General features: G+C 64.3%; 20 protein-coding genes, 2 pseudogenes and 1 riboswitch. Of the genes and pseudogenes, 3 read left to right on the forward strand and 19 right to left on the reverse strand.

What is annotated here, in order from left to right:
• Positions 1-82 precede the first annotated feature (82 nt).
• Both OZ911_RS13605 and OZ911_RS13610 read right to left on the reverse strand, forming a co-directional pair.
• Entirely contained in the window at positions 83-1,435 is a 1,353-nt protein-coding gene (locus tag OZ911_RS13605; RefSeq protein WP_268968678.1) for a GntP family permease, read from the reverse strand.
• 110 nt (positions 1,436-1,545) lie between these two features.
• A complete protein-coding gene (locus tag OZ911_RS13610; RefSeq protein WP_016486719.1) occupies positions 1,546-2,085 on the reverse strand; it encodes a gluconokinase in 540 nt (179 codons plus the stop codon).
• Positions 2,086-2,292: 207 nt separating this feature from the next.
• Here OZ911_RS13610 and gnuR point away from each other — a divergent pair, with 207 nt between their 5' ends.
• The 3 genes and pseudogenes from gnuR to OZ911_RS29010 form a co-directional block, all read left to right on the forward strand.
• Positions 2,293-3,312 carry a transcriptional regulator GnuR gene (gene gnuR / locus OZ911_RS13615; protein WP_016486720.1) on the forward strand — a complete coding sequence of 340 codons (1,020 nt, stop codon included), beginning with the start codon at positions 2,293-2,295 and terminating at the stop codon, positions 3,310-3,312.
• Between the two features lie 232 nt (positions 3,313-3,544).
• A pseudogene (locus tag OZ911_RS29005) lies at positions 3,545-4,174 on the forward strand (PAS domain-containing protein); the annotation flags it as partial.
• 153 nt (positions 4,175-4,327) lie between these two features.
• Positions 4,328-4,759, forward strand: a pseudogene (locus OZ911_RS29010) (methyl-accepting chemotaxis protein); the annotation flags it as partial.
• Here OZ911_RS29010 and OZ911_RS13625 read toward each other — a convergent pair.
• From OZ911_RS13625 to OZ911_RS13705, 17 genes are all read right to left on the reverse strand, one after another.
• Complete coding sequence (locus OZ911_RS13625; protein WP_070086732.1) at positions 4,734-8,003, reverse strand: transporter substrate-binding domain-containing protein; 3,270 nt, start codon at positions 8,001-8,003, stop codon at positions 4,734-4,736. The pseudogene OZ911_RS29010 and the gene OZ911_RS13625 sit on opposite strands and share 26 nt — an antisense overlap.
• Before the next feature lie 13 nt (positions 8,004-8,016).
• A complete protein-coding gene (locus OZ911_RS13630; protein WP_016486723.1) occupies positions 8,017-8,631 on the reverse strand; it encodes a response regulator transcription factor in 615 nt (204 codons plus the stop codon).
• Between the two features lie 219 nt (positions 8,632-8,850).
• The gene (locus OZ911_RS13635) at positions 8,851-9,093 is read right to left on the reverse strand and encodes a DUF1272 domain-containing protein (protein WP_016486724.1); all 243 of its coding nucleotides are present in this window, start codon (positions 9,091-9,093) and stop codon (positions 8,851-8,853) included.
• A gap of 66 nt (positions 9,094-9,159) precedes the next feature.
• Positions 9,160-9,912 (reverse strand): precorrin-4 C(11)-methyltransferase, encoded by a 753-nt coding sequence (gene cobM / locus OZ911_RS13640; RefSeq protein ID WP_023049465.1) that lies wholly within the window; start codon positions 9,910-9,912, stop codon positions 9,160-9,162.
• Between the two features lie 33 nt (positions 9,913-9,945).
• Positions 9,946-10,335 (reverse strand): cobalamin biosynthesis protein, encoded by a 390-nt coding sequence (locus tag OZ911_RS13645; RefSeq protein ID WP_024717644.1) that lies wholly within the window; start codon positions 10,333-10,335, stop codon positions 9,946-9,948.
• Positions 10,335-11,021, reverse strand: coding sequence for a CbtA family protein (locus OZ911_RS13650; RefSeq protein WP_016486727.1), 687 nt, complete (start codon positions 11,019-11,021; stop codon positions 10,335-10,337). Before OZ911_RS13650 ends, OZ911_RS13645 begins: the two co-directional genes overlap by 1 nt.
• Positions 11,022-11,030: 9 nt before the next feature.
• Positions 11,031-11,219 carry a CbtB domain-containing protein gene (locus OZ911_RS13655; protein WP_016486728.1) on the reverse strand — a complete coding sequence of 63 codons (189 nt, stop codon included), beginning with the start codon at positions 11,217-11,219 and terminating at the stop codon, positions 11,031-11,033.
• 94 nt (positions 11,220-11,313) lie between these two features.
• Positions 11,314-11,536: riboswitch (cobalamin riboswitch) on the reverse strand.
• Between the two features lie 194 nt (positions 11,537-11,730).
• Positions 11,731-14,205, reverse strand: a complete 2,475-nt coding sequence (locus tag OZ911_RS13660) for a TonB-dependent receptor plug domain-containing protein (RefSeq protein WP_095117178.1) — start codon at positions 14,203-14,205, stop codon at positions 11,731-11,733.
• A 144-nt stretch (positions 14,206-14,349) separates the two neighbouring features.
• Complete coding sequence (locus OZ911_RS13665; RefSeq protein WP_070086606.1) at positions 14,350-15,450, reverse strand: LLM class flavin-dependent oxidoreductase; 1,101 nt, start codon at positions 15,448-15,450, stop codon at positions 14,350-14,352.
• A 27-nt stretch (positions 15,451-15,477) separates the two neighbouring features.
• Positions 15,478-16,812, reverse strand: coding sequence for an LLM class flavin-dependent oxidoreductase (locus tag OZ911_RS13670; protein ID WP_060516412.1), 1,335 nt, complete (start codon positions 16,810-16,812; stop codon positions 15,478-15,480).
• 330 nt (positions 16,813-17,142) lie between these two features.
• Positions 17,143-18,765: a dipeptide ABC transporter ATP-binding protein gene (locus OZ911_RS13675; protein WP_268968679.1), complete on the reverse strand. Its 1,623-nt coding sequence runs from the start codon at positions 18,763-18,765 to the stop codon at positions 17,143-17,145.
• Positions 18,762-19,652: an ABC transporter permease gene (locus OZ911_RS13680; protein WP_023048621.1), complete on the reverse strand. Its 891-nt coding sequence runs from the start codon at positions 19,650-19,652 to the stop codon at positions 18,762-18,764. Before OZ911_RS13680 ends, OZ911_RS13675 begins: the two co-directional genes overlap by 4 nt.
• A 2-nt stretch (positions 19,653-19,654) precedes the next feature.
• On the reverse strand, positions 19,655-20,605 hold the full coding sequence (locus tag OZ911_RS13685) for an ABC transporter permease (protein WP_016486734.1): 951 nt from the start codon (positions 20,603-20,605) through the stop codon (positions 19,655-19,657).
• A complete protein-coding gene (locus tag OZ911_RS13690) occupies positions 20,602-22,230 on the reverse strand; it encodes an ABC transporter substrate-binding protein (RefSeq protein ID WP_016486735.1) in 1,629 nt (542 codons plus the stop codon). Before OZ911_RS13690 ends, OZ911_RS13685 begins: the two co-directional genes overlap by 4 nt.
• Before the next feature lie 129 nt (positions 22,231-22,359).
• Positions 22,360-23,154: a class II aldolase/adducin family protein gene (locus tag OZ911_RS13695; RefSeq protein ID WP_023048624.1), complete on the reverse strand. Its 795-nt coding sequence runs from the start codon at positions 23,152-23,154 to the stop codon at positions 22,360-22,362.
• Positions 23,155-23,177: 23 nt separating this feature from the next.
• Complete coding sequence (locus OZ911_RS13700; RefSeq protein ID WP_016486737.1) at positions 23,178-24,122, reverse strand: D-isomer specific 2-hydroxyacid dehydrogenase family protein; 945 nt, start codon at positions 24,120-24,122, stop codon at positions 23,178-23,180.
• Positions 24,119-25,255 (reverse strand): acyl-CoA dehydrogenase family protein, encoded by a 1,137-nt coding sequence (locus OZ911_RS13705; RefSeq protein WP_070086608.1) that lies wholly within the window; start codon positions 25,253-25,255, stop codon positions 24,119-24,121. Before OZ911_RS13705 ends, OZ911_RS13700 begins: the two co-directional genes overlap by 4 nt.
• Positions 25,256-25,323 lie beyond the last annotated feature (68 nt).

Here is a 25,323-nt window from a genome sequence, read left to right on the forward strand (position 1 = left end):
ACAGGCTCCTTGGCTTAGGGTAGGTCTGATATTTCCTTCGGCCCTACCCTGAGCATCAAGGTGCCATTACCCCGATAAACGGTTACACCACCTGCGCCAACAACGTGATGAAGATGATGCCAACCACCGAGAGGATGGTTTCCATCATGCTCCAGGTCTTGAAGGTTTCCGCTACAGTCATGTTGAAATACTGCTTCACCAGCCAGAAGCCGGCGTCGTTCACATGTGACAGGATCAACGAGCCCGCACCGGTGGCCAGCACCAGCAACTCACGGTTCACGCCCGGTACCAGGTCGATTACCGGTGCCACAATGCCCGCACCGGTAATGGTGGCGACCGTGGCGGAGCCAGTAGCGATGCGGATTACCGCTGCCACCAGCCAGGCCAGCATGATGGGCGAAATCTCCGCCTGCACGGCCATTTGCCCGATCACGTTGCCGACACCGGTGTCCACCAGCATCTGCTTGAAGCCGCCGCCTGCACCCACGATCAGCACGATGGCCGCCGTGGGGGCCAGGCTCTGGTCGAGCATTTTCATGATCTGCTGGCGGTTGAAGCCGCGGGCAGAACCAAACGTGTAAAAGGCCAGCAGCAGGGCCGCGAGCAGGGCAGTGATGGGGTGGCCGATCAGGTCCATCCACTGGCGCACGATATGCTCGGCCGGCAACACCACGTCGGCGAAGGTCTTCAGCAGCATCAGCGCGACCGGCAGCAGCACCGTGATCAGGGTGATGCTGAAGCTTGGCAGGTTGCCCTGGTCGGACTCCTTGGCAATTTGGTCCATCAGTTCCTGGGACGGGTTGCCCGGGATGTAGCGGGAGATGAAGTTGCCGAACAGCGGACCGGCGATGATCGCGGTGGGCAGTGCGACGATCAGGCCGTAGAAGATGGTCTTGCCAATATCGGCGTGGAAAATGCCAATCGCCAGCAATGGGCCCGGGTGTGGCGGCACCAGGCCGTGCACCACCGAAAGGCCCGCCAGCAGCGGTATGCCGATTTTCACCAGCGACACCCCGGAGCGCCGGGCAACGATGAACACCAGCGGAATCAGCAGCACAAAGCCGATTTCAAAGAACAGCGGTATGCCCACCAGGAAGGCGGCGAACATCATCGCCCAATGCACGTTCTTCTTGCCGAAGGCGCGGATCAGGGTTTGCGCGATCTGGTCGGCCCCCCCAGAGTCGGCCATCAGCTTGCCCAGCATGGTGCCCAAGGCGAGCACGATGCCGACGAAGCCAAGCACACCGCCAAAACCATCCTGGAACGACTTCATGACCTTGGCCACCGGCATGCCGGAGGTCAGGCCAAGGAAGCCGGCCGCGAGGGTGAGGGCAACGAAGGGGTGCACTTTGAAGTGGGTGATCAGCAGGATCAGCCCGACGATGGTAACCAGCGCGTCGAGCAGCAGAAAGGTGTCAGTAGCCAGTCCGAACATGGTTTGAAGGCCTCGATCTTATCGTTGTTTTTGGCGTAGCGTCTTGGAACTATTCCCGCACCTGCGGGTCGAGGTAGCGCTGTCTTTGGTGAGCCGGGAAAACCGCGGGGTCAGGCGGTTTGCGCCAGGCCCTGCTCACCGGCGCGCTTTAGCCAGCGGTCTACCGCTTCGGCGAGCGCATCGATGGGCTGGGTGGCGTCCAGTGCCAGTGTGAGCGGCTCGCCATGTGGCGATTCGAGGGCAGCAAACTGGCTGTCGATGAGGCTGGCCGGCATGAAGTGCCCAGGGCGCGCCAGCACGCGTTTTTCGGCCTCGGCGGGCGACAGTTCGAGAAATACGAACACCAGCCCTGGCATGGCATCGCGCAGGGTATCGCGGTAGCGGCGCTTGAGCGCCGAGCAGGTCAGTATCGGGCGTTCCCCGGCCTGGGTGGTGGCCTGCAACTCCTGGCCTAGGCGCACCAGCCAGCCGGCACGGTCGCTGTCGTCCAGCGGGATGCCAGCGCTCATCTTGCGGATGTTTTCGGCAGGGTGAAAAGCGTCGCCTTCAATCAGGCGGCCGCCGCTTCTGGCAGCAATGGCAGCGCCGATGCAGCTTTTGCCGCAACCGGCCACGCCCATTACCACGATGGCGGACAGGGGAGAATTCATCAGTACCTCCTGCGGGGTGAGATAGCGCTGTCTCGTCGCCGACGAACAGCCACCTCCCCGGTGTTATTGGTCTTGTCCTTACGCAGTATGGACGCTTGGTAGCGAGCGCGCGGTGGCTGCCGCCAAAGATTACATTGCCTGCGTCCTGAGACAGCGCTACCTTAGTGGCCGTTCCCTCTCCTTGCAAGTAGTAAAATTACAACATCCATGACCCGCACCGGCTCCCGTACTACAGGTCGTCCAACCCTGGCAGAAGTTGCCAGGCTTTCCGGGGTTTCCCCCATCACCGCTTCGCGCGCCTTGCGCGGGGTCAGCACGGTTGCGCCAGAGCTGGTCGAGAAGGTCGTCGCTGCAGCGGCGAGCCTGGGCTATGTGGCCAACCCGGCAGCCCGCGCCTTGGCCTCGGCTCGCAGCCAGTCGGTGGTGGTGTTGATCCCGTCGCTGTCCAACCAGCTGTTCATCGACACCCTGGAAGCCATTCACGAGGTCATGCGCCCCCGTGGGCTCGAGGTGCTGATCGGCAACTATCACTACGACCTTGCCGAAGAAGAAAACCTGATCCGTAATTACCTGGCCTACCAGCCCTGCGGCATGCTGTTGACCGGTTTCGAGCGCAGCGACGCGGCGCGGCAGATGTTGACCGCCAGCGGTGTGCCGTGTGTGCACATGATGGAACTCAATGGCGAGCCAGGGGCATTGTCGGTCGGTTTTTCGCAGCAGCAGGCCGGGCGCGCCGCGGCCCGGCACTTGATCGAGCGCGGGCGCAAACGCCTGGCGTTCATTGCCGCGCAGCTCGACCCACGGGTGATGCAGCGGGCCGAAGGTTTCCGCCAGGCGTTGGCTGAGGCCGGTTTGCAGGCGGCCGAGCTGGAGGTACTGGCGCCGCAGCCTTCATCCATTGCCCTGGGCAGTGTGCTGTTCAGCCAGTTGCTGCAGCAGGCGCCAGATGTCGACGGTATCTTCTTCTGCAACGACGACCTGGCGCAGGGGGCGGTGCTGCAGGCATTGCGCCAAGGGGTGGAAGTGCCCCGCCAGGTGGCGATGGTGGGGTTCAACGACTTGCCGGCGTCGGCCCACATGGTGCCGCGCCTGACCTCGATTCGCACGCCCCGGGCAGCCGTTGGGCGTGGCGCGGCGCAGGCGCTGCTGGCGTTGCTCGATGGCAAGCGGGTGGCGGATACGCAGCAGGATCTGGGCTTTGAGCTGATGGTGCGCGAGAGTTCGTAGCGGGAGCCCGTAGCTGTGCAGGCGTTCTGTCCTATTAATGTAGTAATCCTAAAGTGATAGCACTGTGCTTGCACGGCGCCAACGGCGATCTATGCTCAGGACACCGCGCATAAAGGAGCCCGGCGTCATGTTCGATTTCCATCGCAAATCCGATTTGGTTGAGATCCAGCGCACTCACCAGGCCTTGAGCGGCACGCAAGCCAAATTGGCGGCGATCAGCCGTTCGATGGCGATGATCGAGTTCGCCCCGGATGGCACCATCCTCGATGCCAACGAGCGTTTCTGCCAGGCCATGGGCTATAGCGCCGACGAACTGCGTGGCAAGCATCACCGGGTGTTTTGCGAGCCGGGCTACGCGCAAAGTGCCGAATACCAACAATTGTGGCGCGAATTGGGCCAAGGCAAGGCCATCAGCGGTACATTCGAACGCCTCGACAAGGCCGGCCGTGAGGTCTGGTTGGAGGCCAGTTACATGCCGGTGCTGGATGAGCACCGCCAAGTCACCAGTGTGATCAAGGTGGCAGCGGACATCAGCCAGCGGGTGGTGCTGGAGCACGAGAGCGAGAGCCTGCTCAAGGCCATCAGCCGCTCCATGGCGGTGATCGAGTTCACCCCGCAAGGCCGCGTGATCAAGGCCAACCAGAACTTCCTCGATACCATGGGCTATCGCCTGGACGAGGTAGTCGGCCGCCATCACGGGCTGTTTTGCCTGCCGCAGGAGCGCGAGTCGGCTGAGTACCGCGAGTTCTGGGCATCGCTCAACCGCGGCGAGTACCATTCGCACCGCTTCGAGCGCATCAACAAGCAGGGCCAGATGGTCTATCTGGAGGCCTCTTACAACCCGATATTCGACAGCAAGGGCCGCTTGTACAAAGTGGTGAAGTTCGCCAGTGACATCACCCGCCAGGTCAGCACGCAGCAAACCGCCGCCGATGCCGCCCATGCCAGTTCCATGCAGACCGATGCCTGCGCGCGCAAGGGCACCGAGGTGGTACAGCAGACGGTGCAGGTAATCGAGCAGATTTCCCATGAGCTGAACGACGCTGCCCGCAGCATCGACGCGGTCAGCAAGCAATCGGATGTAATCGGTCAGATCGTGCTGACCATACGTGGAATTGCCGACCAGACCAACCTGTTGGCCCTGAATGCGGCCATCGAGGCGGCCCGCGCCGGTGAGCACGGGCGAGGTTTTGCCGTGGTAGCCGACGAGGTGCGCAACCTGGCGGCGCGGACCAGCAAGGCAACCCTGGAAATCGTCGACGTTGTACGGCAGAACCACGACCTGTCACTGCTGGCGGTGGCCAGCATGCAATCGAGTTTGACCCGCACCGGTCATGGGGTTGCGCTGGCCAATGAGGCCGGTACGGTGATCATGGAAATCCAGCAGGGCTCACGGCACGTGGTGGATGCGATCAGCCAGATCAGCTCGACGTTGCAATTGCATTGAGCGCATCCTTCAGTTCGTTCAGCAGGGCCTGCAGGCTGATTTGCAGCCGTTCACGTTCGACAGCCGTTGGCAGGCCCCGCGCATGAGCGTTCTCGATGGCTTCGCAATCCTTCACCACGCCGCGCACCCTGATCATCTTCGCGCCACCCTTGATTCGGTGAGCCAGGGTACGCACGTCCTCATCGGCGGCCCCGGGCGCCAGCGCCCGCAAGGCGGTCAGGTCCTCGCCAACGCTGATCGACAGCTGTTCCAGCAGATGACGCGTCAGTTGCTTGTCGTCCTGGGTGAGGTGGCGCAACTCAGCCAGGTTGAAGCCGCTACTGTGCAGTGGCGTTTCTTGGGCGCCGCGGGCCTGGGGGAGATGGGCCTTGAGTGTGTGCAGGCCGATCGGCTTGAACAGGCACTCGTCCATGCCGCTGGCCAGGCAACGGTCACGCTCTTCGGCCTGGGCATTGGCAGTCACGCCGAGGATCTGGCACGCCGGCAGGTCGCGTTCGGCTTCAAGGCTGCGAATGCGACGGGTGAGTTCGTGGCCGTCCATGACCGGCATGCTGCAATCGGTGATCACCAGGTCGAAACGCGCTGCCTGCCAGCGCTCCAGGGCAATCTGGCCGTTGTCTGCCAAGGTCACGTGATGGCCCAAGGTGTGCAGTTGCCGCTCCAGCAATAGAAGGTTGGCCGGGTAGTCGTCGACAACCAGGATTTCCAACGGGCCAGTGCTGCGTTCCGCTACCGGGTCCAGTTGCTGTGCGGGCTCTGGTGCTGGGCAGGTTGGCAATTGCAGGCTGACCTGTACCTTGGTGCCAACGCCTTCGACGCTTTGCAGGCTCAAGCTGCCACCCATCAGTTCGGCAAAGGTGCGGCTGATGACCAATCCCAGGCCCGCCCCTTGGTGGGTTCGCGGGCCGTCAGCCTGAACGAAGGCGTGGAACAGCCGGGCCTGATCAAGTGGGCTGATGCCGATGCCGGTGTCGCGCACAGACAGTTCAACTGGCAGGCGGCTTTGCCCATCGGCTGGGGGCGTCAGCAAGCTGGCCTGGACCTCGCCGCGGTCGGTGAATTTGATGGCGTTGCTGATCAGGTTGGACAGGATCTGTTTGAGTCGCAGCGGGTCTGCCAGCACCCAGACCGGCCCGGCAGGCAGCTCAGCGTGCAGAAGCAAGCCTTTGGCCCGGGCGTTGCCCTCGAAAACCCGCACGGTAGCGCGTACCAGTTCGACCAGGTTTGTGGGCACCGGTTGCAGGGTGATGTGCCCGGACTCGATGCGGGAAATGTCCAGAATATCGCCAATCAGTTCAAGCAGGCCGATGGCCGAGTCATGGGCAGTCTGCAGGGTCTGGGCGTCGCAACGGCCCTCGCGGCTGTCTTCCAGGGCCAACTCCAGCAGGCCGATCACGGCATTCATCGGGGTGCGGATTTCATGGCTCATGGTGGCCAGGAAGGTACTTTTGGTTTGACTGGCTTGTTCGGCGTCGTCCTTTGCCTGACGCAGCTGTTCGAGCAGGCCTCGGCTCAGGGCCAGCTGAGCTTGCAGCGCGTGTTGGGCCTCGGTGCGCTGATTGATCAGTTTGCGCAGGTAGCTGTTCCAGAACACCACGCCTGCCAGCAGCAGGGCCGACAACACCAGTACCTGCAAGGCCAGTGTGCGGTAATCGCGCCAAGCGCTGTCGCTGACCAGGGTGCTGGTGCGCCAGCGATTGGCCAGCTGGTCGAGCTCTTCGGGTGGAATGCTCAGCAGCGCCTTGTCGAGAATGGCCTGGAGCTGCGGCTGGTCCGCAGCCACGGCGAAGGCCGCAATGGCCGGGTCTTCATCCAGTACGCTGGCGATGCGCAAGCGGCCCTTGAAAACATGGCTGATGTAGTAGGCGGCATTGATGTGGCTGGCAAGGGCCACATCGGCAGCCCCGCCGGCCAGGGCCTCCATGAGGCCGAGCGGGTTGTCCACTTCGACCAGCCTGGCTTGCGGATAGCGCTGTTGCAGCAGTGCCCTCTGCGGCGAGCCGCGTACCAAAGCGATGCGCTGGCCATCCAGCGTTTTGGTTTGTGCGGGGTAAGTGCTGTCGCTGCGCGTAACCAGTACGCGTGGGCTGACCAGGTAGGGGCGGGTATAGCGCAGCTGTTTCGAGCGCTCCGCGCCGTAGCCCAGGGCGCCGATCATGTGTGCATCGCCGCGGACCAGGCGCTCGACCATCGCCTGCGCCGAATCGCTTTCGACCGGGCGGAACTGTAGCCCGGTACGCAATGAAATCTGTTTCAGCAGGTCAAGGGTGATGCCGGTTGGGCGGTGTTCGGCGTCGTTGAACGTCAATGGCGCCAGCGAAGTGTTGACCAATACATCGATGTAGGGGTGGGCTGCGATCCAGGCTTTTTCTTCGCTGCTCAAGTCAGTGAGGTGGCGCTGCAACAGCAGGCTGGTGTTGCCACTGCTCCAGCGGCGCAGGATGTTAAGGCGCTCGCTTTCGCTTATGCGGGCCAGCGCCATGTCGACCAGCCGATGCAAGCGAGGGTTGTCGCTGGCCAAGGCAAATGCAAATGCGCCAGCCGGAACCTGACAGAAGTGGTCGATTCTCAGCGTGCCTTGATAGTTCTTGCCAATCGTGAAGTCGGTGCTGATGGCATCGCCCAGGTACGCATCGGCCTCGCCCAGATCGACGGCTGCCAACCCGGCAAGGGTCGAGCGGTACAAGCTTAACTGCGCTTTTGGATACAGACCGCGTACGGTGCTGGCCGGCAGGTAGTGATCGACCATGGCCAGGCGCAAGCCGGCGAGGTCGGGTTGGTTCTTCAGGCTGCTCCCCTCGCGTGTGACGATGACCGGCAGGTCGTCTGCATACGGCGTGCTCAGTTCAAGCTCGGCATCTGCCGCCTCGAAGGCATTGGAGCTGCCCAGAAGGTCAATACCGCCCTCCCGCAACGCGGCGATGGCTTCGTGGCGGCTATCGAATCGGCGCACCTCGACGTGTATGCCCAGCAGTTCGGCAATGATACCTGCGTAGTCTGCACTGATCCCTTCGTAGTCCTGTTGGCTGGCGTTCAATTCGAACGGTGGATAGTCGGGCCGCGAACTGCCTAGCACCAGGTATTGACGTCGCTGCAGCCAGGCCCGGTCTTCGCTGGACAGTTGCAGTGGGGCTGCTGCGCTGACAGAGCGCGCCAGCAGTTGCCGAGCTTCGCTGCGGGCCAGCAGCGCGGTGGGGGCGGCCAGGCCGATGGCCAGGAGCATGCACGCCAGCAGGCGCTTCATGGCGGCCGAACGCTCAGTAGACGCTGTTGCGTTTGGCCAGGTCGACCATCTCGACCAGAGATTCGGTTTTGAGCTTTTCCATGATCCGGCCTCGGTAGGTGCTGATGGTCTTGGCACTCAGATTCATGCGGGTACCGATATTCTTGTTGTTTTCACCGCGCGCCAGGCGCCGCAGCACCTCCATTTCACGGTTCGACAGGCTGGCAAGGCGCACCGGTTCGCTTTCCAGCGAGTTGCTGTTGACCGACATTTGCGGGAAGGTCGAATAGCCTTTGACCAGCGCCTTGAGGGCGAACAGCAGTGCTTCGTGGTCTTCTTCCTTGGTGACGAAGGCGCCGATGCCGGCATCCAGGCAACGCCGTACGTACAGGTCAGTGGCTTGGCCCGTCAGCACCATGATCTTGGGCACCGGCTCAAGGCTTTGCAGGCGTTTGATCACTTCCATGCCATCCAGACCGGGCAGGCCAATATCGAGCACGACTACATCCGGGCGCAGATCGCGGGCTACCTGAGCCACTTCGCTGCCGTTACCCACCTCACCGACAACATGAAAGCGTTCACGCTCGAGCAGTAGGCGCAAGGACAGTCGGACAATGGGGTGGTCGTCGACGATCAGCACGGTTGTCATGTGGAAAACTCCTGTCGGGATGTGGTCCGCTTCCTGGATCACTCCGGAATACGTCTGCAAGTGGGTTAATCGGAAGCGCTGCAAGATACGACCAATCCCGAAGTTTGGTAATGCCGAGTATAGAAGTGTTGATAATCCGCGTGCTTGTTGTGGAAAAATCCTACAAGAAGCGTGAAAGACATCACCCCGAGAAAGCGGCGATGTCTGTTTGGAAGGGCGTCAGGCGCAGGTGGCGTGCGCTTTGTTCACACGCTGGGTGGCGGCGGGGTTATTGGCCAGCGCCTGACCGACACGCGTCGGCCGGGGCACTAGCTGGCCGGCGCAGTTCGGGCAGCGGCCTTGCAGGCGTGTGTCGGCGCAGGCACGGCAGAAGGTGCATTCGAAGGAGCAGATCAGCGCATCGGGGCTGTCGCCCGGCAGGTCAGTATCGCAGCACTCGCAGTTGGGGCGTAATTCCAGCATGGGCGTGACTCCTGTTCGCAGGCGGGAACCCGGAGTCTGCTACGCGGGCGGCAATACTGGCAATGCTCAGTCCCCAGGGCGGTACAGGTGGGCATGCCCGGCACGGTACAAGGCCGATTCGGCGAAGGGGGTATCCCCTAGCACATGGCCTACCAGGATCAGCGCCGTGCGGCGAAAATCTTTGGCTGCGACGCGTTCGACGATATCGCCAAGGGTGCCGCGCACCCAGTCCTGGTCCGGCCAGGTGGCACGACGTACCACCGCCACCGGGCAGTGCGCACCGTAGTGCGGCAGCAGTTCTTCGACGATCCGCGAGAGGTGTTTGACCCCGAGGTGAATCGCCAAGGTGCTGCCGTGGCGCGCCAGGTCGCCCAGTTGCTCCCCAGGTGGCATGGGTGAACTGTCGCCATAGCGAGTGAGTATCACCGTCTGCGCCACCTGTGGCAGGGTCAGTTCGCAGCCAAGTAGCGCCGCGCTGGCCGCCGTGGCGGTGACCCCGGGGATGATCTGGTAATCGATGCCCAGCGCCTGCAGGTGGCGGATCTGTTCACCGATGGCGCCGTACAGGCTGGGGTCGCCGCTGTGTACACGGGCCACGTCCTGGCCTTGTTCGTGCGCGCTGCGCATGGCGGCGATGATCTGTTCCAGGTGCAGCTCGGCACTGTTGATCACGATCTGGGCCTTGTGGCCTTCGAGCACGGCAGCAGGTACCAGTGAGCCGGCATAGATGATCACTGGGCACTGGCGAATCAGCCGTTGGCCTTTGACCGTGATCAGTTCAGGGTCGCCGGGGCCGGCACCGATGAAGTACACCGTCATGGAAAGTCCTTGCAGGAAAGAGGAGCGAAATGTTCAGCAGGCCAGGGCCAGGGTCGCCGGGCCCAGTACCTGGCGGGTCAGCAGTAACCCGGCGGTGCAGCCGGGCCGCTGGCTGGCCAACGCCAGTGCCGCGCTCTCGGCCACGCCCCAGCAGCCGCTGTGGGCATGGGCTGTGGCAGAGCGGTGGCTGAGCAGCGGCTCAAAGGCTTGCAGTTGTGCGCTATGGTACAGCACCAAGGGCAAGCCAAGGCGTTCGGCCAGTTGCTGCAAGCCGGGTTCGTCGGCCTTGAGGCTGATGCTGGCAATGCCGCGCAGGTCGGCAAGCACCAGGCCCTGGCTAGCCAAGGCTTGGTGCAGCAGGGTTTGCAATGTATCCACCGGGCAACCTCGGCGGCAGCCGAAGCCGGCGTAGAAGGCCGGCATCAGGCCTGGCTGGAACGGCGGAACAGCCATGCACTGAGCAGGCCCAAGGCCACCCAGAATGCAGCGTTGGTCAGCCAGGAGGCCATCTTGAACTGAGTCTCCAGTGCTGCGGGGGCCAGGCTTTCATGCACGTCGGGCTGTGGCGCGCCGATCACATGGGGGATTATCAACAACACGGCGCCCAGCGCCTTCAACAGCCAGTGCCGGGCGAACACCAGCAAGGCCAGGCCAAGGGCGGTGGCGCTGGCCGTGCCAATCCACCAGGCCTGGCGTTGCCCCAGGTCGGCGGCAGCGGTGCCGGGCAGTTCCGGTGGCAGCCCCAACGTTGGCGCCAGACAGAACACGGCGAAACCGGCCAGGCCCCACAGCACACCGGTGCCGGCACGCTGCGGTTCGCGCAGGCTGTAGAGGGCGGCGAGGATCAGGGCGAAGCCGACCGCAACCACCAGGTTGCCACCGGTGGTGGACAGCACCCGCTGCCAGCCGTCTTCCGGCGACCAGGCGTCGGCGCTGTGCTCATGGGCGGCCACTTCGCCGCCATGTTCGTGGTGTGCGGCCGGGGCCGAGGATTCGTAGGTTTCCGCCTCAAGAATCAGCGGGGCGACCCAGAAGCTTTGCAGCAGGGTCAGCAGCAGGGCCGCAAGCAGCCCACTGAAGCCCGCGGTACGGGCAATGCGCGTGATCATCAGGCGTACTCAGTGGCAGGGGAAGGCGGCGCTGTGGCGGGTGTCGTGAGCGGCGTTGTGCACGGCCTCGATGTGCGAAAAACCGGCGAAGTACACCAGGCACAGGCCCAGCAGGCTTGCGCCAACGGCAATGACGATGCGCTGGCTGAGGGTGACGGGGGTGGCAAGGCTGTGTGGCTTGGCGCTGGTGACGGGCATGACGCGTTCCTCTGCTTTTTGTGGGCAACGGGCAAGCGCGGCATCCCTGATGCGTGGCCGCCCAGGGGAATGCAACAGCGCCCGCCCACCGCGGGGTGTTCATGAACGCCAGGCCGGTCTCCGGGCTTGCGAGGAGGAGCAGGGCTCCTGAAAAGCGTCACCTTCCCATGCCGGACTATAAGGCACAGTGGCACAGACGCTTCACTCGCTTACCGTTGCGGGGGCAGCACCGGGCTTGTCCGGCCCTGATGGAGGGCCTGCGACGCACCGGTTTCCCGTTTCACCCCCTGGGGGGCACCTGAACGTGAGGCATAAGGAGAGCATGGGGCGGGGTTTGCGTCAATTGCCATGTGTGCGAGTGACTGCCGTGCTCAGGGTGAAAGTTTGCCCAATCATTGTGGGCGCGGGCTCGCCCGCGAACACCGGCAAAGCCGGTGCCATCCACCGCATCTGCCTGATTCGCGGGCTTGCCCGCTCCCACTGAGGTCCGCGCTAAACCCAAAGGATGTTTTCAGAAGTCATACGCCAGCTTGGTGTACCAGTACCCGCCACCTGGATGAAACGGCGGGTTGCCGTAGGCCGCCTGGTTGCCGTTGGCGTTGTACACGCCGTTCTTGTCGGGCCGTACATTGAAGATGTTGGTGCCGCCCAGGCTGACGGTCAAGCTGTCGAACAGCAGGTACGACAGGTCCAGGTCGGTAATCCACTTGGCGCCGAAGGTGCGGTCCTGGGCCTGATTCTGCTGCCAGGTCTCGACCTTGCCGTAGCGGGTGGTCTGCAAGGTGCCGGTGAAGCTACCCAGCAACCACTGACTGCCCAGTACCCATTTGGTTTTCGGCGAGGCCGCCACCAGGTCACCTTCGCGGCCATGGCCGACCACCTCGATACCGGCTGCCGCCAGCGCTGCGGGCGTGCCCCGGCTGCCGCGCACAGTGGTCTTGTTCCAGTTGAAGCCCAAGGTCCAGCGCACATCGCCCCAGGCACCGAATTCGCTGGTGTGGTCACCTACCAGGTCGAGGCCGCGGGTACGGGTGTCGAAGGCATTGGTGTAGTAGTTGATCCAGGTGGTGCGTGCCAGGCCCAGTGCTTGGAGCATATCGCCAATGGCACCGGCACCGTTCTGCCGGTCGTAGAGGTTTTCGGTCAACAGGATGCGGTCGTCGATGTCGATCAGGTAGGTGTCCAGGGTGACACTGGTACGGCGCGCCGGTTGCCAGGTCAGGCCCAGGCCGGCGTTGCGCGATTTCTCCGGGTCGAGCTTGTCGCCGCCGAATGCCAGCGCCGCGGCACTGCCAGGCGCCACGGTGCGGCGCAAGGCCGGCACCACATTGCCGTCAGCGTCCAGCGCGGTGCGGTTGTCGCTGACCGTATAGCCGCTCTGGGTCAGCGACGGGGCACGGAAACCGCTGCCCAAAGTGCCGCGGATTGCCACGGTTTCGCTCAGTTCATAGCGTGAATTGAGCTTGAAGCTGGCGGTGTTGCCCGAGTTGTCGTCGTAGTGCTCGACGCGCGCGGCGGTGCCCAGGTACCAGCGCGGGGTCAGGTCCAGGCCGAGGTCGATGTAGGCGGCATAGTTGTTGCGCTTCACATCGGCCTCGTCTTCCGGGCGGATGGTCAGCGCAGCCTGGGCGCCCACGGCGGTCTGGCCGTTGGCCAGCGCGTAGAGCGGGTTGGGGCGCCCGTCGGCCAGGGTGGCCGGGTAAGTGTAGGGCCCGACGCCGTAGGCGACGGGGTCGCCGGCGAAGGTCTGGAAGCGCTCCCAACGGTGTTCCAGGCCCGCCGAGACGCGGGTTGGTACGGCCAGGCCAAACACGCGATCAAAAGCGCGGGTGATGTCCAGGTTGTTTACCCACTGGTCGAACTGCAAAGTCGCCAGGTCATCGAACGAGGTTGGCGAGGCCGGGCCGTAGGTAGGGTTGATGGTGAGGTCGCTGGACTGCTGGTTCTTGTTGCGCCCGTACGTGGTGGACAGGTCCCAGTCCCAGGCACCGGCGGCACCCCGGGTGCCGAGCAGCCACTGGTAGTCGGTGTCTTTGATGTTGTTGAGCGGGAAGTACCCGTCGGGGAACAACTCGGGGATCGAGGCGTTGCTGTTGGGCAGTCGATAGTTGTTGAAGGCTTCGAGCTTGCGCTCGGCATAGGTGGCGAACGAATACAGTTTCAGGTCGTCGCTGATGGGCAGTTCGGCGTTGTAACCGAGGTTGAAGGCGCGCAGGTCGGGGTCGCCGTTCTTCACAGCGCGGTGGTCCCAGGCGGCCTGGCGGTCGTCCTCGAAGTAGGCCCGGTAACCAGGGTCGGCTTTGTCGATCCAGTTGGCGGTGCCGCGCTTGCGTGCCTCCCCCGACAGGTGCAGGAAACCGCCGTCACCCAGGCCGAAACCCTGGTCGCCAGCCAGCTTGATGGTTTCGCCCTGGCCGCTGTACAGCTGGCCATAGCTGCTTTCGTAATGGCCGCCACTGCTGGCGCTTTTGAGGATGATGTTGATCACCCCGGCTACCGCATCCGAGCCGTACTGAGCCGCCGCGCTGTCTTTGAGGACTTCGATGTGCGACACCGCGCTGACCGGGATCATGTCGATATCCACGGCGTTGGCACCGCTGTTGTCCGTCGAGCCGCTGGCCGGCACGGCGCTGTTGTGGCGGCGTTTGCCATTGACCAGTACCAAGGTGTAGGCCGGGCCCAGGCCGCGGTTGCTCAGCGGCCGCACGCCAGACTGGAAACCGGCGATGTTGGTGCCGAAGTTGAACGAGGGCAGCAGTTTGGAAATGGCCTCGGACAGCTCGGCGCGGCCGGTGCGCAGCAACTGTTCGTTGCTGATCACGTCGATGGGGGCCGGGCTGTCGGCGACGGTGCGCTGGTTGCCACGCATGCCAGTGGAGATCACCGTGACAGTGTCCAGGCGTTGGTCTTCGGTGGTTGCAGCAGCGTCGGCGAACGGGGTGAGCAGGCAGGCCAGGGGCAGGGCGAAAAGCGGTGTTCTAGACATCATGTCCTCGGAATACGGTGGAGCACGCAGGCGAATAGGCGCCAGGCCCTGACAGGGCTGGCGTAAGGTGTTTGGGAAGTGTTTTCCTGCACCGGCCTCTTCGCGTCGAACCGCCGCGAAGAGGCCGGTGCTGCGAGTCGAGATCTAGGCTGTGCGCGCGGTGCGCCCAGCCTCACGTTGTTCAACCAGCGCACGAATCCGCGGGATCAGGTCCTGGCCGTATTCCACCGCATCGCGCAGCTGGTCAAAGCCGCGGAACAGGAAGGTAGTCACCCCCAGTTCGTAGTAGGCCAACGCCGCCTCGGCCACCTGGTCCGCAGTCCCTACCAGCGAAGTGGAATTACCTGCACCGCCGCCCAACGCAGCAATCTCGGTCCACAGCCGGGTGTCATGCACCTTGCGCTGGCTGGCCAGCTGCACCAGGCGTTCGGAGCCGGCGTTGCTCTTGCCGAAGTTTTTCTCGCGGCGATTGCCCTGGCGGATACCGATGCGCGCTTGGGCATCGGCCAGAATACGTTCGGCGCGGGCCCAGGCTTCTGCCTCGGTACCGCCCAGAATCGGTCGCAACGACAGGCTGAAGCGGATGTGCTTCTCGCGCCCGTAGCGGGCGGCGGCCTTGCGCACCTTGGCGATGCGCTCGCGCACCTGCTCCAGCGGTTCGCCCCACATCATGTAGACGTCGGCGTGCTTGGCGGCCACTTCGACCGCGGCGTCTGACGCACCGGAGAAGTAGATGGGCAAATGCTGCACCGGTTTGACCAAGGTCAGGTTGTCTTCAACGCGGTAGTGAGTGCCCTGGTGGTCGAAAGGCTCCTGGCGGGTCCAGGTGTCGCGCAGTACCTGCAGGTATTCATCCGTGCGGGCATAACGGGCATCCTTGTCGAGGAAGTCGCCATCGCGCTGCAGGTCGCCGCTGTCGCCCCCGGTGATGACATTGATCGAAGCTCGGCCACGGCTCAGCTGGTCGAGGGTGGCGAACTGGCGGGCAGCGAAGGTTGGCGCCTGGAAGCCCGGGCGGTGGGCGACCAGCAGGCCGATGCGCTCGGTCAGTGCTGCCACGTAGCTGGCCAGGATCATAGAGTCCGGCGCACTGGTGTTGACCGCCAGCAATGCCTTGTCGAAGCCGCCATATTCCTGGGCCTGGGAGAAGGCCTTGATGAACGCCAGATCAACCAGCGGGCCACGGGGTGCTTGGGATTCGCTGCTTTCCTGCGGGCCGATGAGGCCGATGAACTCGAGGCTCATGAAACAAAACTCCTTGTCTGGGGGGGCTCAGGCAAGCGCTGCCTGGTTGCGGCGCAGGGTGTTGCGGTTTTCTGGCACGTCGAGGCCAAAATGGCTGCGCAGGGTTGTATCGCTGTACTCACGGCGAACCAGGCCACGGGCTTGCAGCAGCGGCACCACGTGTTCGGTGAAGTACTGCAGGCCGTCAGGTAGCAATGAGTTGATGATGAAGCCGTCGGCAGCCCCGTTTTCAAACCAGTGCTGCAAGGCATCGGCAACCTGCTCCGGGGTGCCGACGAAGTCCCTGCGCGGGCGCGAAAAGCGCAGTGCCAGTTCGCGCAGGCTCAGGCTTTCATCCCGGGCCAGCTGCTTGAGCTGGTCCGAGGTGCCTTTGTGGCTGTCGTTGCCCAGGGTGCCGAGATCGGGGAAGGGCGCATCCAGATCATGTTGGCTGAAGTCGTAGTCGTTGAAGGGGCGGCCCAGGGCAACCAGGGCATCTTCGATGCTCACCAGGTCGACGGCCTGCTGGTAGCGCTGCTCGACCTCCTCGACATTGCGGCCGACGATGGGGCGGATGCCGGGCAGGATGAACAGTGCGTCCGGGGCGCGGCCATGGCGTGCGGCTCGCTGTTTGAGGTCCTGGTAATAGGCGTGGGCGTCGTCGAACGATTCCGGGCTGACAAAGATGGCGTCGGCGTTCTGCGCCGCGAAGTTGCGGCCGTCTTCCGATACGCCTGCCTGGAAGATCAGCGGCTGGCCCTGGGGCGAGCGCTGGATGTTCAACGGGCCTTTGACCTTGAAGAACTCACCTTGGTGGCCAAGGGTGTGCAACTTGGCCGGGTCGAAGAACTGGCCGCTGTGCTTGTTGCGGGTAAAGGCGTCGTCTTCCCATGAGTCCCACAGCCCCTTGACCACATCCACATGCTCACGTGCAATCCGGTAACGCACGGCATGCGGCGGGTGTTCAGCCTTGCCGAAGTTGTCAGCGGTGCCGGAAAGCCAGGAGGTCACCACGTTCCAGCCTGCGCGCCCGCCGCTGATCAGGTCCAGCGAAGCGAATTGGCGAGCTACCTGGAACGGCTCGGTGTAGCTGACCGTGACCGTGGCCACCAGGCCGATGTGCTCGGTCACCGCCGCCAGTGCCGAAAGGATGGTCAGCGGCTCGAAACGGTTGAGGTAGTGCGGGCTGGAGCGGGCGTGAATGTGCAGGCTGTCGGCGATGAAGGCGAAGTCGAACTTTGCCGCCTCGGCCAGCTTTGCCTGCTGTTTGTAGAAGCCGAAATTGACGCTGGCATCGGCCAGCGCCTGTGGGTGGCGCCATTCGCCCCAGCCGTGGCCGACGCCATGGATCATGGCGCCCAGGCGGATTTGTCGTTTGCTCATCGGAGTACCTGTGGGTTGTGTTGCAAATGGAATGGGGACAGTCATGCGTCACCTGGCCCGTGGGCGAAGATGAAGCAGGGGTGCGGGTGAGAGAGGTGGCATGCGTGCAAGGCTCCTGGGGTGGTCGTGGTGGACGGCCTCCGCCAGGAAAGGGGTCGGTCTGGAGTGACCTTAGCGGGTGTGGGGCGGGGTTGTGAAAGGCTTTGTTGTTCTATGCTAATTATGAAAAACAAAAATAACAGCAGTGTTTAATGATGCTTAATACGCATTTTGAGTTTGAGGCTGACCTGAGATTGCTGGGGGCGCAAAGCGCCCCCGAGGCCTTCAAACTCAAGCTGCAACAGTGACCAACCGCCCAGGCACGGCAGCAATCAACTCTCGCGTGTAATCACTCGTCGGCCTGTCGAACACCTGCGCCACCGTCCCGCGCTCCACCACCTGCCCCTGGCGCAGCACCAGCACTTGGTCAGCCATGCTCGCTACCACCGCCAGGTCATGCGATACCAGCACATAAGCCATGCCCAGCTCCCGTTGCAGCTCATCCAGCAGTGCCAGAATCTGTGCCTGTACCGATACATCCAGCGCACTTACTGGCTCGTCGAGCAGCAACAGTTCTGGCTGTAGTGCCAGCGCCCGGGCGATGGCCACCCGCTGCCGCTGGCCGCCGGACAGTTCGCGGGGCAGGCGGTCAAGGTAATGCAGAGGCAGGTGCACGCGTTCGATCAGTTCGCGTGCGCGCTGCTCCAGTGCCGCACCTTTGAGCAGGCCAAACGCCACCAGCGGCTCGACGATGCCGTCGAACACCGTGAAACGCGGGTCGAGGGCGGCGAAGGGGTTTTGCTGGACCAGCTGCATGCGTCGGCGCAAGGGGCGGAACTGGCGCCAGCCGTGGCCGGTGACGTCCTGTTGGTCGAACAGCACACGGCCCTGGCTGGGCGCCTCCAGGCCAAGGGCGATGCGCAGGGTGGTGCTCTTGCCCGAACCGGATTCACCGACGATGGCCAGCGTTTGCCCCGGGTGAACCTGCAAGTCCAGGCCCTGCAACGCGACAAAGCCGTTGTTCTGGCCTTTTACCTTGGGCAACGCGAACGTTTTGCCAACCCCCTGCAGGCTAAGGATCGGCTTTGCGCCCGGCGGCGGTTGCCGGGGCTGGCGACGGGCACTGAATGCCGGCGCGGCATTGAGCAGGGCGCGGGTGTACGGGTGCTGCGGTGCCTTCAGGATCTGCGCAGGTGAGCCGTGTTCCACCAGCTCGCCCTGTTTCATCACCAGCAGGCGGTTTGCGCGGTCGGTGGCCATGCCCAGGTCGTGGGTGATGATCAGCAATGAGATGCCACGCTCGGCCACCAGCCGCTGCAAATGATCGAGGATTTTGCGTTGCACGGTCACGTCCAGCGCGCTGGTGGGTTCATCGGCGATGATCAGGCGTGGGTTGCCGGCCAGGGCGATGGCAATCAGCACCCGCTGGCGCATGCCGCCAGACAGCTCGTGCGGGTACTGGCGGGCGCGCAGGGCCGGGTTGTCCAGGCCAACCTGGGCGAGGAGTGCCAGCACATCGGCATCCACGCTGCGTGAGCGGACGCCTTGGGCCAGCACCAGTGCCTCACCAATCTGCTGCCCGATGCGCAGGGTGGGGTTCAGGCTGACCATCGGGTCTTGCGGTACCAGGCCCACCGTACGCCCACGCAGCTGGCGCTTCTGCCGCTCGCTGGCGCGCACCACATCCAGCCCGTCAACCCACAGCTGGCCGCTGTCGATGCGCGCCGTGCCTGGTAGCAGGCCGAGCAGGGCGTTTGCCAAGGTCGACTTACCCGAACCTGACTCGCCGACAATGGCCACCGTTTCGCCCTGACCCAGGCTGAAGGCAAGGTGCTTGACGGCTTGCGTGGTCTGGCCAGAGGCGTGATAACGGATGCTGAGGTCGCGTACCACAAGCAAAGGCTGGTTGTTCATTGTGGATGTTCCTCGAAGCTGCGGGCAAGGTGGTTGAGGCTGAACACCACGGCGACTACGAACAGGCCGGGCAGCAGCGACACCCAGGGTGCGGTGATCAGGAAGTGCCGGCCGTTGGCAATCAAGGTGCCCCATTCCGCCGCTGGCGGTGCTGCACCAAAACCGAGGAAGCTCAGGCCGGCAGTGGCCAGGATGGCGGCGCCGAAGTCCAAGGTGGCCAGCACGGCCACAGGCCCCCAGGCATTGGGCAGCACATGCCGCAGCAAGGTGCGGCGCCAGCTGGCGCCACCCAGGCGTGCGGCCTCGACATAGGGCAGGGTCTTGACCCGCAGCACTTCGCCGCGGGTGGTGCGGGCAAAGCCGGGGATGATGCCGACGCCGACGGCGATCGCCACCGGCACCGTGCCAAAACCGATAGCGGTAACGATGGCCAGGGCCAGCAGCAGGCCGGGCAGGGCCAACAGTACATCGACCAGGCGCATGAGGGCGGCAGCCAGACGCCCGCCGGCAAACCCGGCGAGTACGCCCAGGCTCAAGCCGCCTGCCAGGGCAATGCCAACTGCCAGCAATGCCGCCTGCACCGACAGGCTGGCGCCATACACCACGCGGGTATACAGGTCACGGCCCAGCTCGTCGGTGCCGAACCAGTGGACGGCGTCAGGGGCCCGTAGCTTGTCGACCGGCGACGTGGCGTAAGGGTCGAAACTGGTCAGCCAGTGCGGCGCCAGTGCCGCCAGCAGGGCGAACAGCACCACCAGCAGCGCCAGGCTGAAGCCTGGTCGCGCCAGCAAAGGGGCGAGCGCCTGGCCCAAGCGTTGCAGGCGTGTGCGGCGCTTCCAGGTGGCTGACGGTGGGGCAGCACACAGGAGGTGAGTATCGGCGGTCATGGTCAGGTCACCTTCGTGGCATGGGCGATTCGGGGGTCAAGGTACGGGTAGAGCAGGTCGACGATCAGGTTCACCAGCACGAAGGCTGCCGCCGATACCGCCACAATCGCCAGCACCACCGGAATGTCCTGGCGCAGTACAGCTTCCTGGGCCAAACGGCCAACGCCGTTGCGCGAAAAGATGGTTTCGACCAGTACGGCCCCGGACACCGTGTTGCCCACCTGCAAACCGACCAGGGTCAGAATTGGCAGGGCAGCATTGCGCAGGCCGTGTCGTGCCTGCACCTGCGCACGGCTCAGGCCTTTGGCGAATGCGGTGGCGATGTAGGGCTCCTGCCACACACCCTGGAAACCGCGTTGCAACACTTGCGCGTACACCGCAGCACTGGGGATGGCCAGCGTCACCGCCGGCAGTACCAGGCTGGCAAACCCCTGGCTGCCGGTGGCCGGGAACCAGCCCAGGCCAAAGGCGAACACCTGGATCAATAGCAGCCCCATCCAGAACACCGGTACCGAAAAACCCAGTGACGGCAAGCGTGACAGCGCCACCTTCAGCGGTTGCCATTGCAGGTAGGCGGTGAGGTAGGCCAGGCCGATGCCGCCCAGCAACGACAGCGCGATGGCAAAGCCAGCGAGGGCCAGGGTTTGCGGCAGGCGCTCGGCCAGCAGCGCGGTCACTGGGCGGTTCAGTGACAACGACTGGCCCAGGTCACCGTGCAGTGCCCGCCATAGCAGGTCGAAATACTGCTCGAAAATGCCCTTGTCCAGGCCGTAGTAGGCGCGTGCCTTCGCCAGGTCCTCGGGCGACAGGCCATCGGCTTCCATACCCGAGGCGCTGAGCATGATCGCCAGGGTGTCACCAGGCAGCAGATAGAGAATGAAGTAGGTGATGGTGTAGGCGCCCCACAGCACCAGCAGCGCCTGGCCGATGCGGCCGATCAGGTAGCGGTTCATGGCTGCGCGACCTGGATGTCACTGAGGAAGGCAAAACCTTCGGCGGTCCAGCGGAAGTCCTTGACCCGAGGTGCGGTGGCGGCTTGCCACACGCGTTCGTACAGCGGGAACGCCGAGGCTTCGTCAACCAGCAGGTCTTGCAGCTGGCCATAGGCCTGTGCGCGTTGTTCGTCGTGGGTGGCGGTAATGCCGTTGTCGAACAAGGTTTGTGCCTGGGCCAGTGCGTGTGGCTCGTAAGTATTGGTGGCCAAGGTGGCACTGCTGGCGGCGCGCGGGTCGAGGATGGTCTGCAGGATGATCGGATCGGCGCGGGTCATGTAGGTGGAGGTGAGGTCGTAGTTGCCCGAAGCGTTGCCGGCCACCCATTCGGCACGGGTCAGCACGTTCAGCTTGAGGTCGATGCCAACCTTGCGCAGTTGGTCCTGCACCAGCACATCACCGGCGCTTTCGGCAGGGGTGAGGTTGTAGCGCAGGGTCAGGCGTTTGCCGTCCTTGTGCCGGTAGCCGTCATCGCCCTTGCGCCAGCCGGCGGCATCCAGCAGGCGCTCGGCGCCCTGCGGGTCGTAGGCCAGTTTGCTGGTCTGTGGTTTGAAGTACGGCGTGGTCACGTCGTACACGCCGGTCACCACCGGGAATTCGGCGTTGTAGACGGTGTGCGCATAGCTGGTGCGGTCGATGGCCTTCTGCAAGGCCAGGCGCACCTGGCGGTCACCCAGCAGGCGGCCGTTGCGGGTGTTGGGGTAAAGGTTGAGCGCCGGGCCTGGCAACGAGCGGCTCTGGATGGCCGCACCCTTTGCCTGGAACAGCTTCAGGTCAACCTCGGAGAACGGGTTACGTGGCCAGAGGATGTCAGCCTTGCCCTGCAGGAACAGGCCGTTGCGCACGCTTTCTTCGGGGATATAGCTGATCTCCACGCGGTCCAGGTGGGCGGCGCCAGGGTTTTTGACGTTGGCCGAGGCCCAGGCATAGTCCGCTCGCTTGACCAGGCGTGCGCCGACTTCCGGGGTGTAGTGTTCGAGGATGAACGGGCCGGTGCCGATGATTTTGCCCAATGAACGCTCCTGGGCACTGAGCGCGTAGGAGGCCGGGGCGAGAATGGCCAGGTTGGTGGTGGATGTGGCCTGCAGGAAGCCGGCGTTGGGCCGTGAAAGCACCAGGCGGACGGTGAACGGGTCGACCACTTCGGCATGGTCGAAGCCGGCCAGGTAGGTGGCGCCGAATGTAGCGGGCAGTTGTGCAGCGAAGGCCTTGTTGCTGTCGAAGGCCGTTTTCACGGCTTGGGCGTCGAAGCGCTCGCCGTTGCTGAAGGAGACGTCCTGGCGCAGGTGGAAGGTGTACTGCAGCGCGTCGTCGCTGACCTCCCAGCTGCTGGCCAGCCAAGGGATGATGCGGCCTGTGGCCGGGTCCTGGTCAGTGAGCGATTCGGCGACGTTGCGCAGCAGTACGCGGTGCTCCAGCCAGTAGACCTGGAACGGGTCGACGCTGACCAGCGTGGTGTTGTCGCCCCAGAAGGCGATGTTCAGGGTTTTGCTGGTGGCATCTTCGCCGGAGGGGGAGCAGGCGGCGAGCGTGAAGGCCAGGGTTGCGCAGGCCAGCAGGCTTCTGGCCAGGTGTAATGGGGGCATTGGGTGATCCTTAAATGGGGTATGAGGTGTTTGTTCGGGCCCTATCGCCGGCAAGCCAGCTCGCACAGGATCACCACAGGCCTCAATCCAGTGGGGTTCTTGTGGGGGCTGGAGGCCACAGAAAACCTGTCAGTGCTGGTAATCCAGCCCCTCCCGGTCCAGCTGCCGGATCAGCGCATCCCAGTGCCGATGGATCCCTTCACCCAACCCGTCGGAAAACCGCTTGGACTGCTCATGCACCTTGGCAATCGCCGCCGGCGCAGCATGCAGCAACTGGTCATTGCCTCCGGCCTGCGCCGCTACCTGGATGTTGCAGGCCCGCTCCAGCCCGTGCAGTTCACGGAAGGCATGCTCCACGCTGACACCCCCGGTCAGCAGGCCATGGTTGCGCAGGATGAGGATGTTGCTGTCGCCCAGGTTGGCCACCAGCCGCTGCTGCTCGTCCAGGTCCAGGGCGACGCCTTCGTAGTCGTGGTAAGCCACCCGGCTGTAGTACGCCAGGGCGTGCTGCGAGATCGGCAGCAGGCCGTCGCGCTGCGCTGACACCGCCGCGCCATCGCGGGTGTGGGTGTGCAGCACGGCCTTGAGGTCCTGCCGGGCGCGGTGGATCGCGCTGTGAATCACATAGCCCGCCTGGTTGATGCCCAGGCCCAGCGGGTCGTCGATGATGGTGCCGTCCACGTCGACTTTCACCAGGTTGGACGCGGTGATCTCGTCGAATAGCAGGCCAAAGGCATTGATCAGAAAATGCTCGTCGGGCCCCGGCACGCGTGCCGAAAAGTGGGTGTAGATGTGGTCTGTCCAGCGGAACAGCGCGGCTAGGCGGTAGGCGGCGGCCAGTTTGACCCGCACCTCCCACTCTTCGGCGCTGACCCGTTGGCGTACGGTGTTTTCCTGGGCGATGACGACAGACAGTGCAGTCATGGTGTTCTCCAATAAGTGTGGGTTCAGTAGCCGCGCTGGGTGTCGACCAGGTTGTGCAGCGGTGCCTGTTCGCGGTAACGGGCGAAGTTGTCGAGAAAAGCATCGAGCAGGGCCGGGTAACCGTCCTCGGAAATCGCCGAGGTGTGCGGTGACAGAAACACCCGAGGATGCTGGTACAGCGGGTGGCCCGCCGGCAGTGGTTCCGGATCGGTGACATCAAGGCTGGCGCGGCCGATCAGGCCGCTTTCCAGGGCTTCGAGCAGGGCCTGCTGGTCCAGCAGCCCGCCACGGGCGATGTTGATCAGGTGCAGCCCGGGCTTGGCCTGGGCCAGCACCTGACGGTCGATCAGGCCGTGGGTGGCGGGGGTGAGCGGGGCGGCGATGACCAGGTGATCGCTGCTGGCAAAAAGTTGCTGCAGGTTGTCGACGCGCTGCACGCCCGGCACCTGGGCAATGGGCTGGCCTGGGCGGTTCAGCGCCAGTACTGACATGCCCAGCGCCACCGCCTTGCGTGCCAGGCTCTGGCCGATGCTGCCGAAGCCGAAGATGCCCAAGGTGCGACCACGCACGGGGGCCAGCGGGGTCAGGCGCCAGTCGGCGTCCTTGACCCACAGGCCTGGCAACTGCTTGGCCGCAGCAAACACCAGGCCCAGGGCGAATTCGGCCACCTGCTCGGCATTGGCGCCGCGGCCACTGGTGACCGGCGGGCCCTGAAACACCCAGCCAGGGTAGAAGTCGATGCCCGAGGACACCACCTGCACCCAGCGCAACGACCACGGCCAGCCCGCTGGAGGGTTGTCCACGCGGTTACCGCGTACATTGATCGGGCGCACGATGAACACGTCGGCAGGAACGTCCAGATGCAACTGGCCCGGGGCGATATCGATCACCTCATGGTCGGGCAACCGTTCGCGCAGGTACTGGTTGGCCGGTGCGTCCAGCTGGCTGGCGATGATCGAATGGCTCATGCTGCCACCTCTGCCAAGGCGGCGCGGCCGACATGGCCGAGTACCACGTCATCCTGAGGGGTGTGGATGCGGCTGCACAGCACATCACGGTAGTGCCGCTCCAGCGGGTTGCGCCGCGACAGGCCAGGGTTGCCGGCAGCCTCGATGGCCAGTTCCACGGCCTGGATGGCGTTGCGGCTGACCAGGTGCTTGAGCTGCCCGGCGTGGCGCGGATCGACCTGCCCGGTCACGGCCGCGTTCAACAGGCTCTGGTTGGCGAACAGCAGGGTGTCGATACGCCCGACCACGTCCTGGAAACGCGGCAGGCTGGCCAGCGGTGCGCCGAGGTTGGATGGCGCCCGCTGGTTCAGGAACTGCACCAGCCAGTCGCGTGCGGCCTGGGCCACCCCGTCGTACAGCGCAGGCAGCAACACTGCCATCCACAGCAGGCCGGTGCTGTCGAGCTCGGCGCGCGGTGCGCTGGCCGGGCTGACGCTGACGGCATGATCGAGCGGGATCAGCACCTCGTCGAACTGCACTTCATGGCTGCAGGTGGCGCGCATGCCCAGGTGGTCCCAGTCTTCGACGATGCGGATGCCCGGGGTGTCCTTGCGCACCAGGAAACCGCCCACCAGTGGGTCCTGGTCGTCGCTGCGGGCCCATACCAGGTACCAGGTCAGGCCGTGGCTGCCGGTGGAGTAGATCTTGCGCCCGGACAACCGCCAGCCCTCGGCGGTGCGCCGGGCGACGGTGGCCGGCAGGCCGCCGCGGGCGGGCGTGCCCAGTTCGGGTTCGACGCGAAACGCGTTGATCAGCGCGCCGTCGGCCACCGCGTCGCGGGCCACTTGCAGGCGCAGGTGCTCGGGCCAGCGGTCTTCGTCCTGCAGGCGAAAGTGCTGCAGATACTGCATTACGAGGATCAGTGCGGTGGACGGGCAACCTTTGCCGACAGCGGCGACTACCTGGCGCGCACTGGCCAGGTCGGCGCCACCGCCGCCCAAATGGCGCGGCACGGTGAAACCCAGCAGGCCGTGACGCTGCAGCAGGTCGAAGTTATCGGCGGGGAACTGGCCGCTGCGGTCGTAGCGTTCGGCGTTGGCGGCCAGGGCCTGGGTGAGTTCGGCAAGCGCGCTGGCAGAAGGGGGGTGACTCATGGGTATTCATCCCTGGAACACGTTGGTTTCTAAGACCGTATTCGTATGGATGAGCGCTGTAAAAGTCT

Origin of the sequence: Pseudomonas fortuita (assembly GCF_026898135.2) — a bacterium.
In the GTDB taxonomy this organism is placed as follows: domain Bacteria; phylum Pseudomonadota; class Gammaproteobacteria; order Pseudomonadales; family Pseudomonadaceae; genus Aquipseudomonas; species Aquipseudomonas fortuita.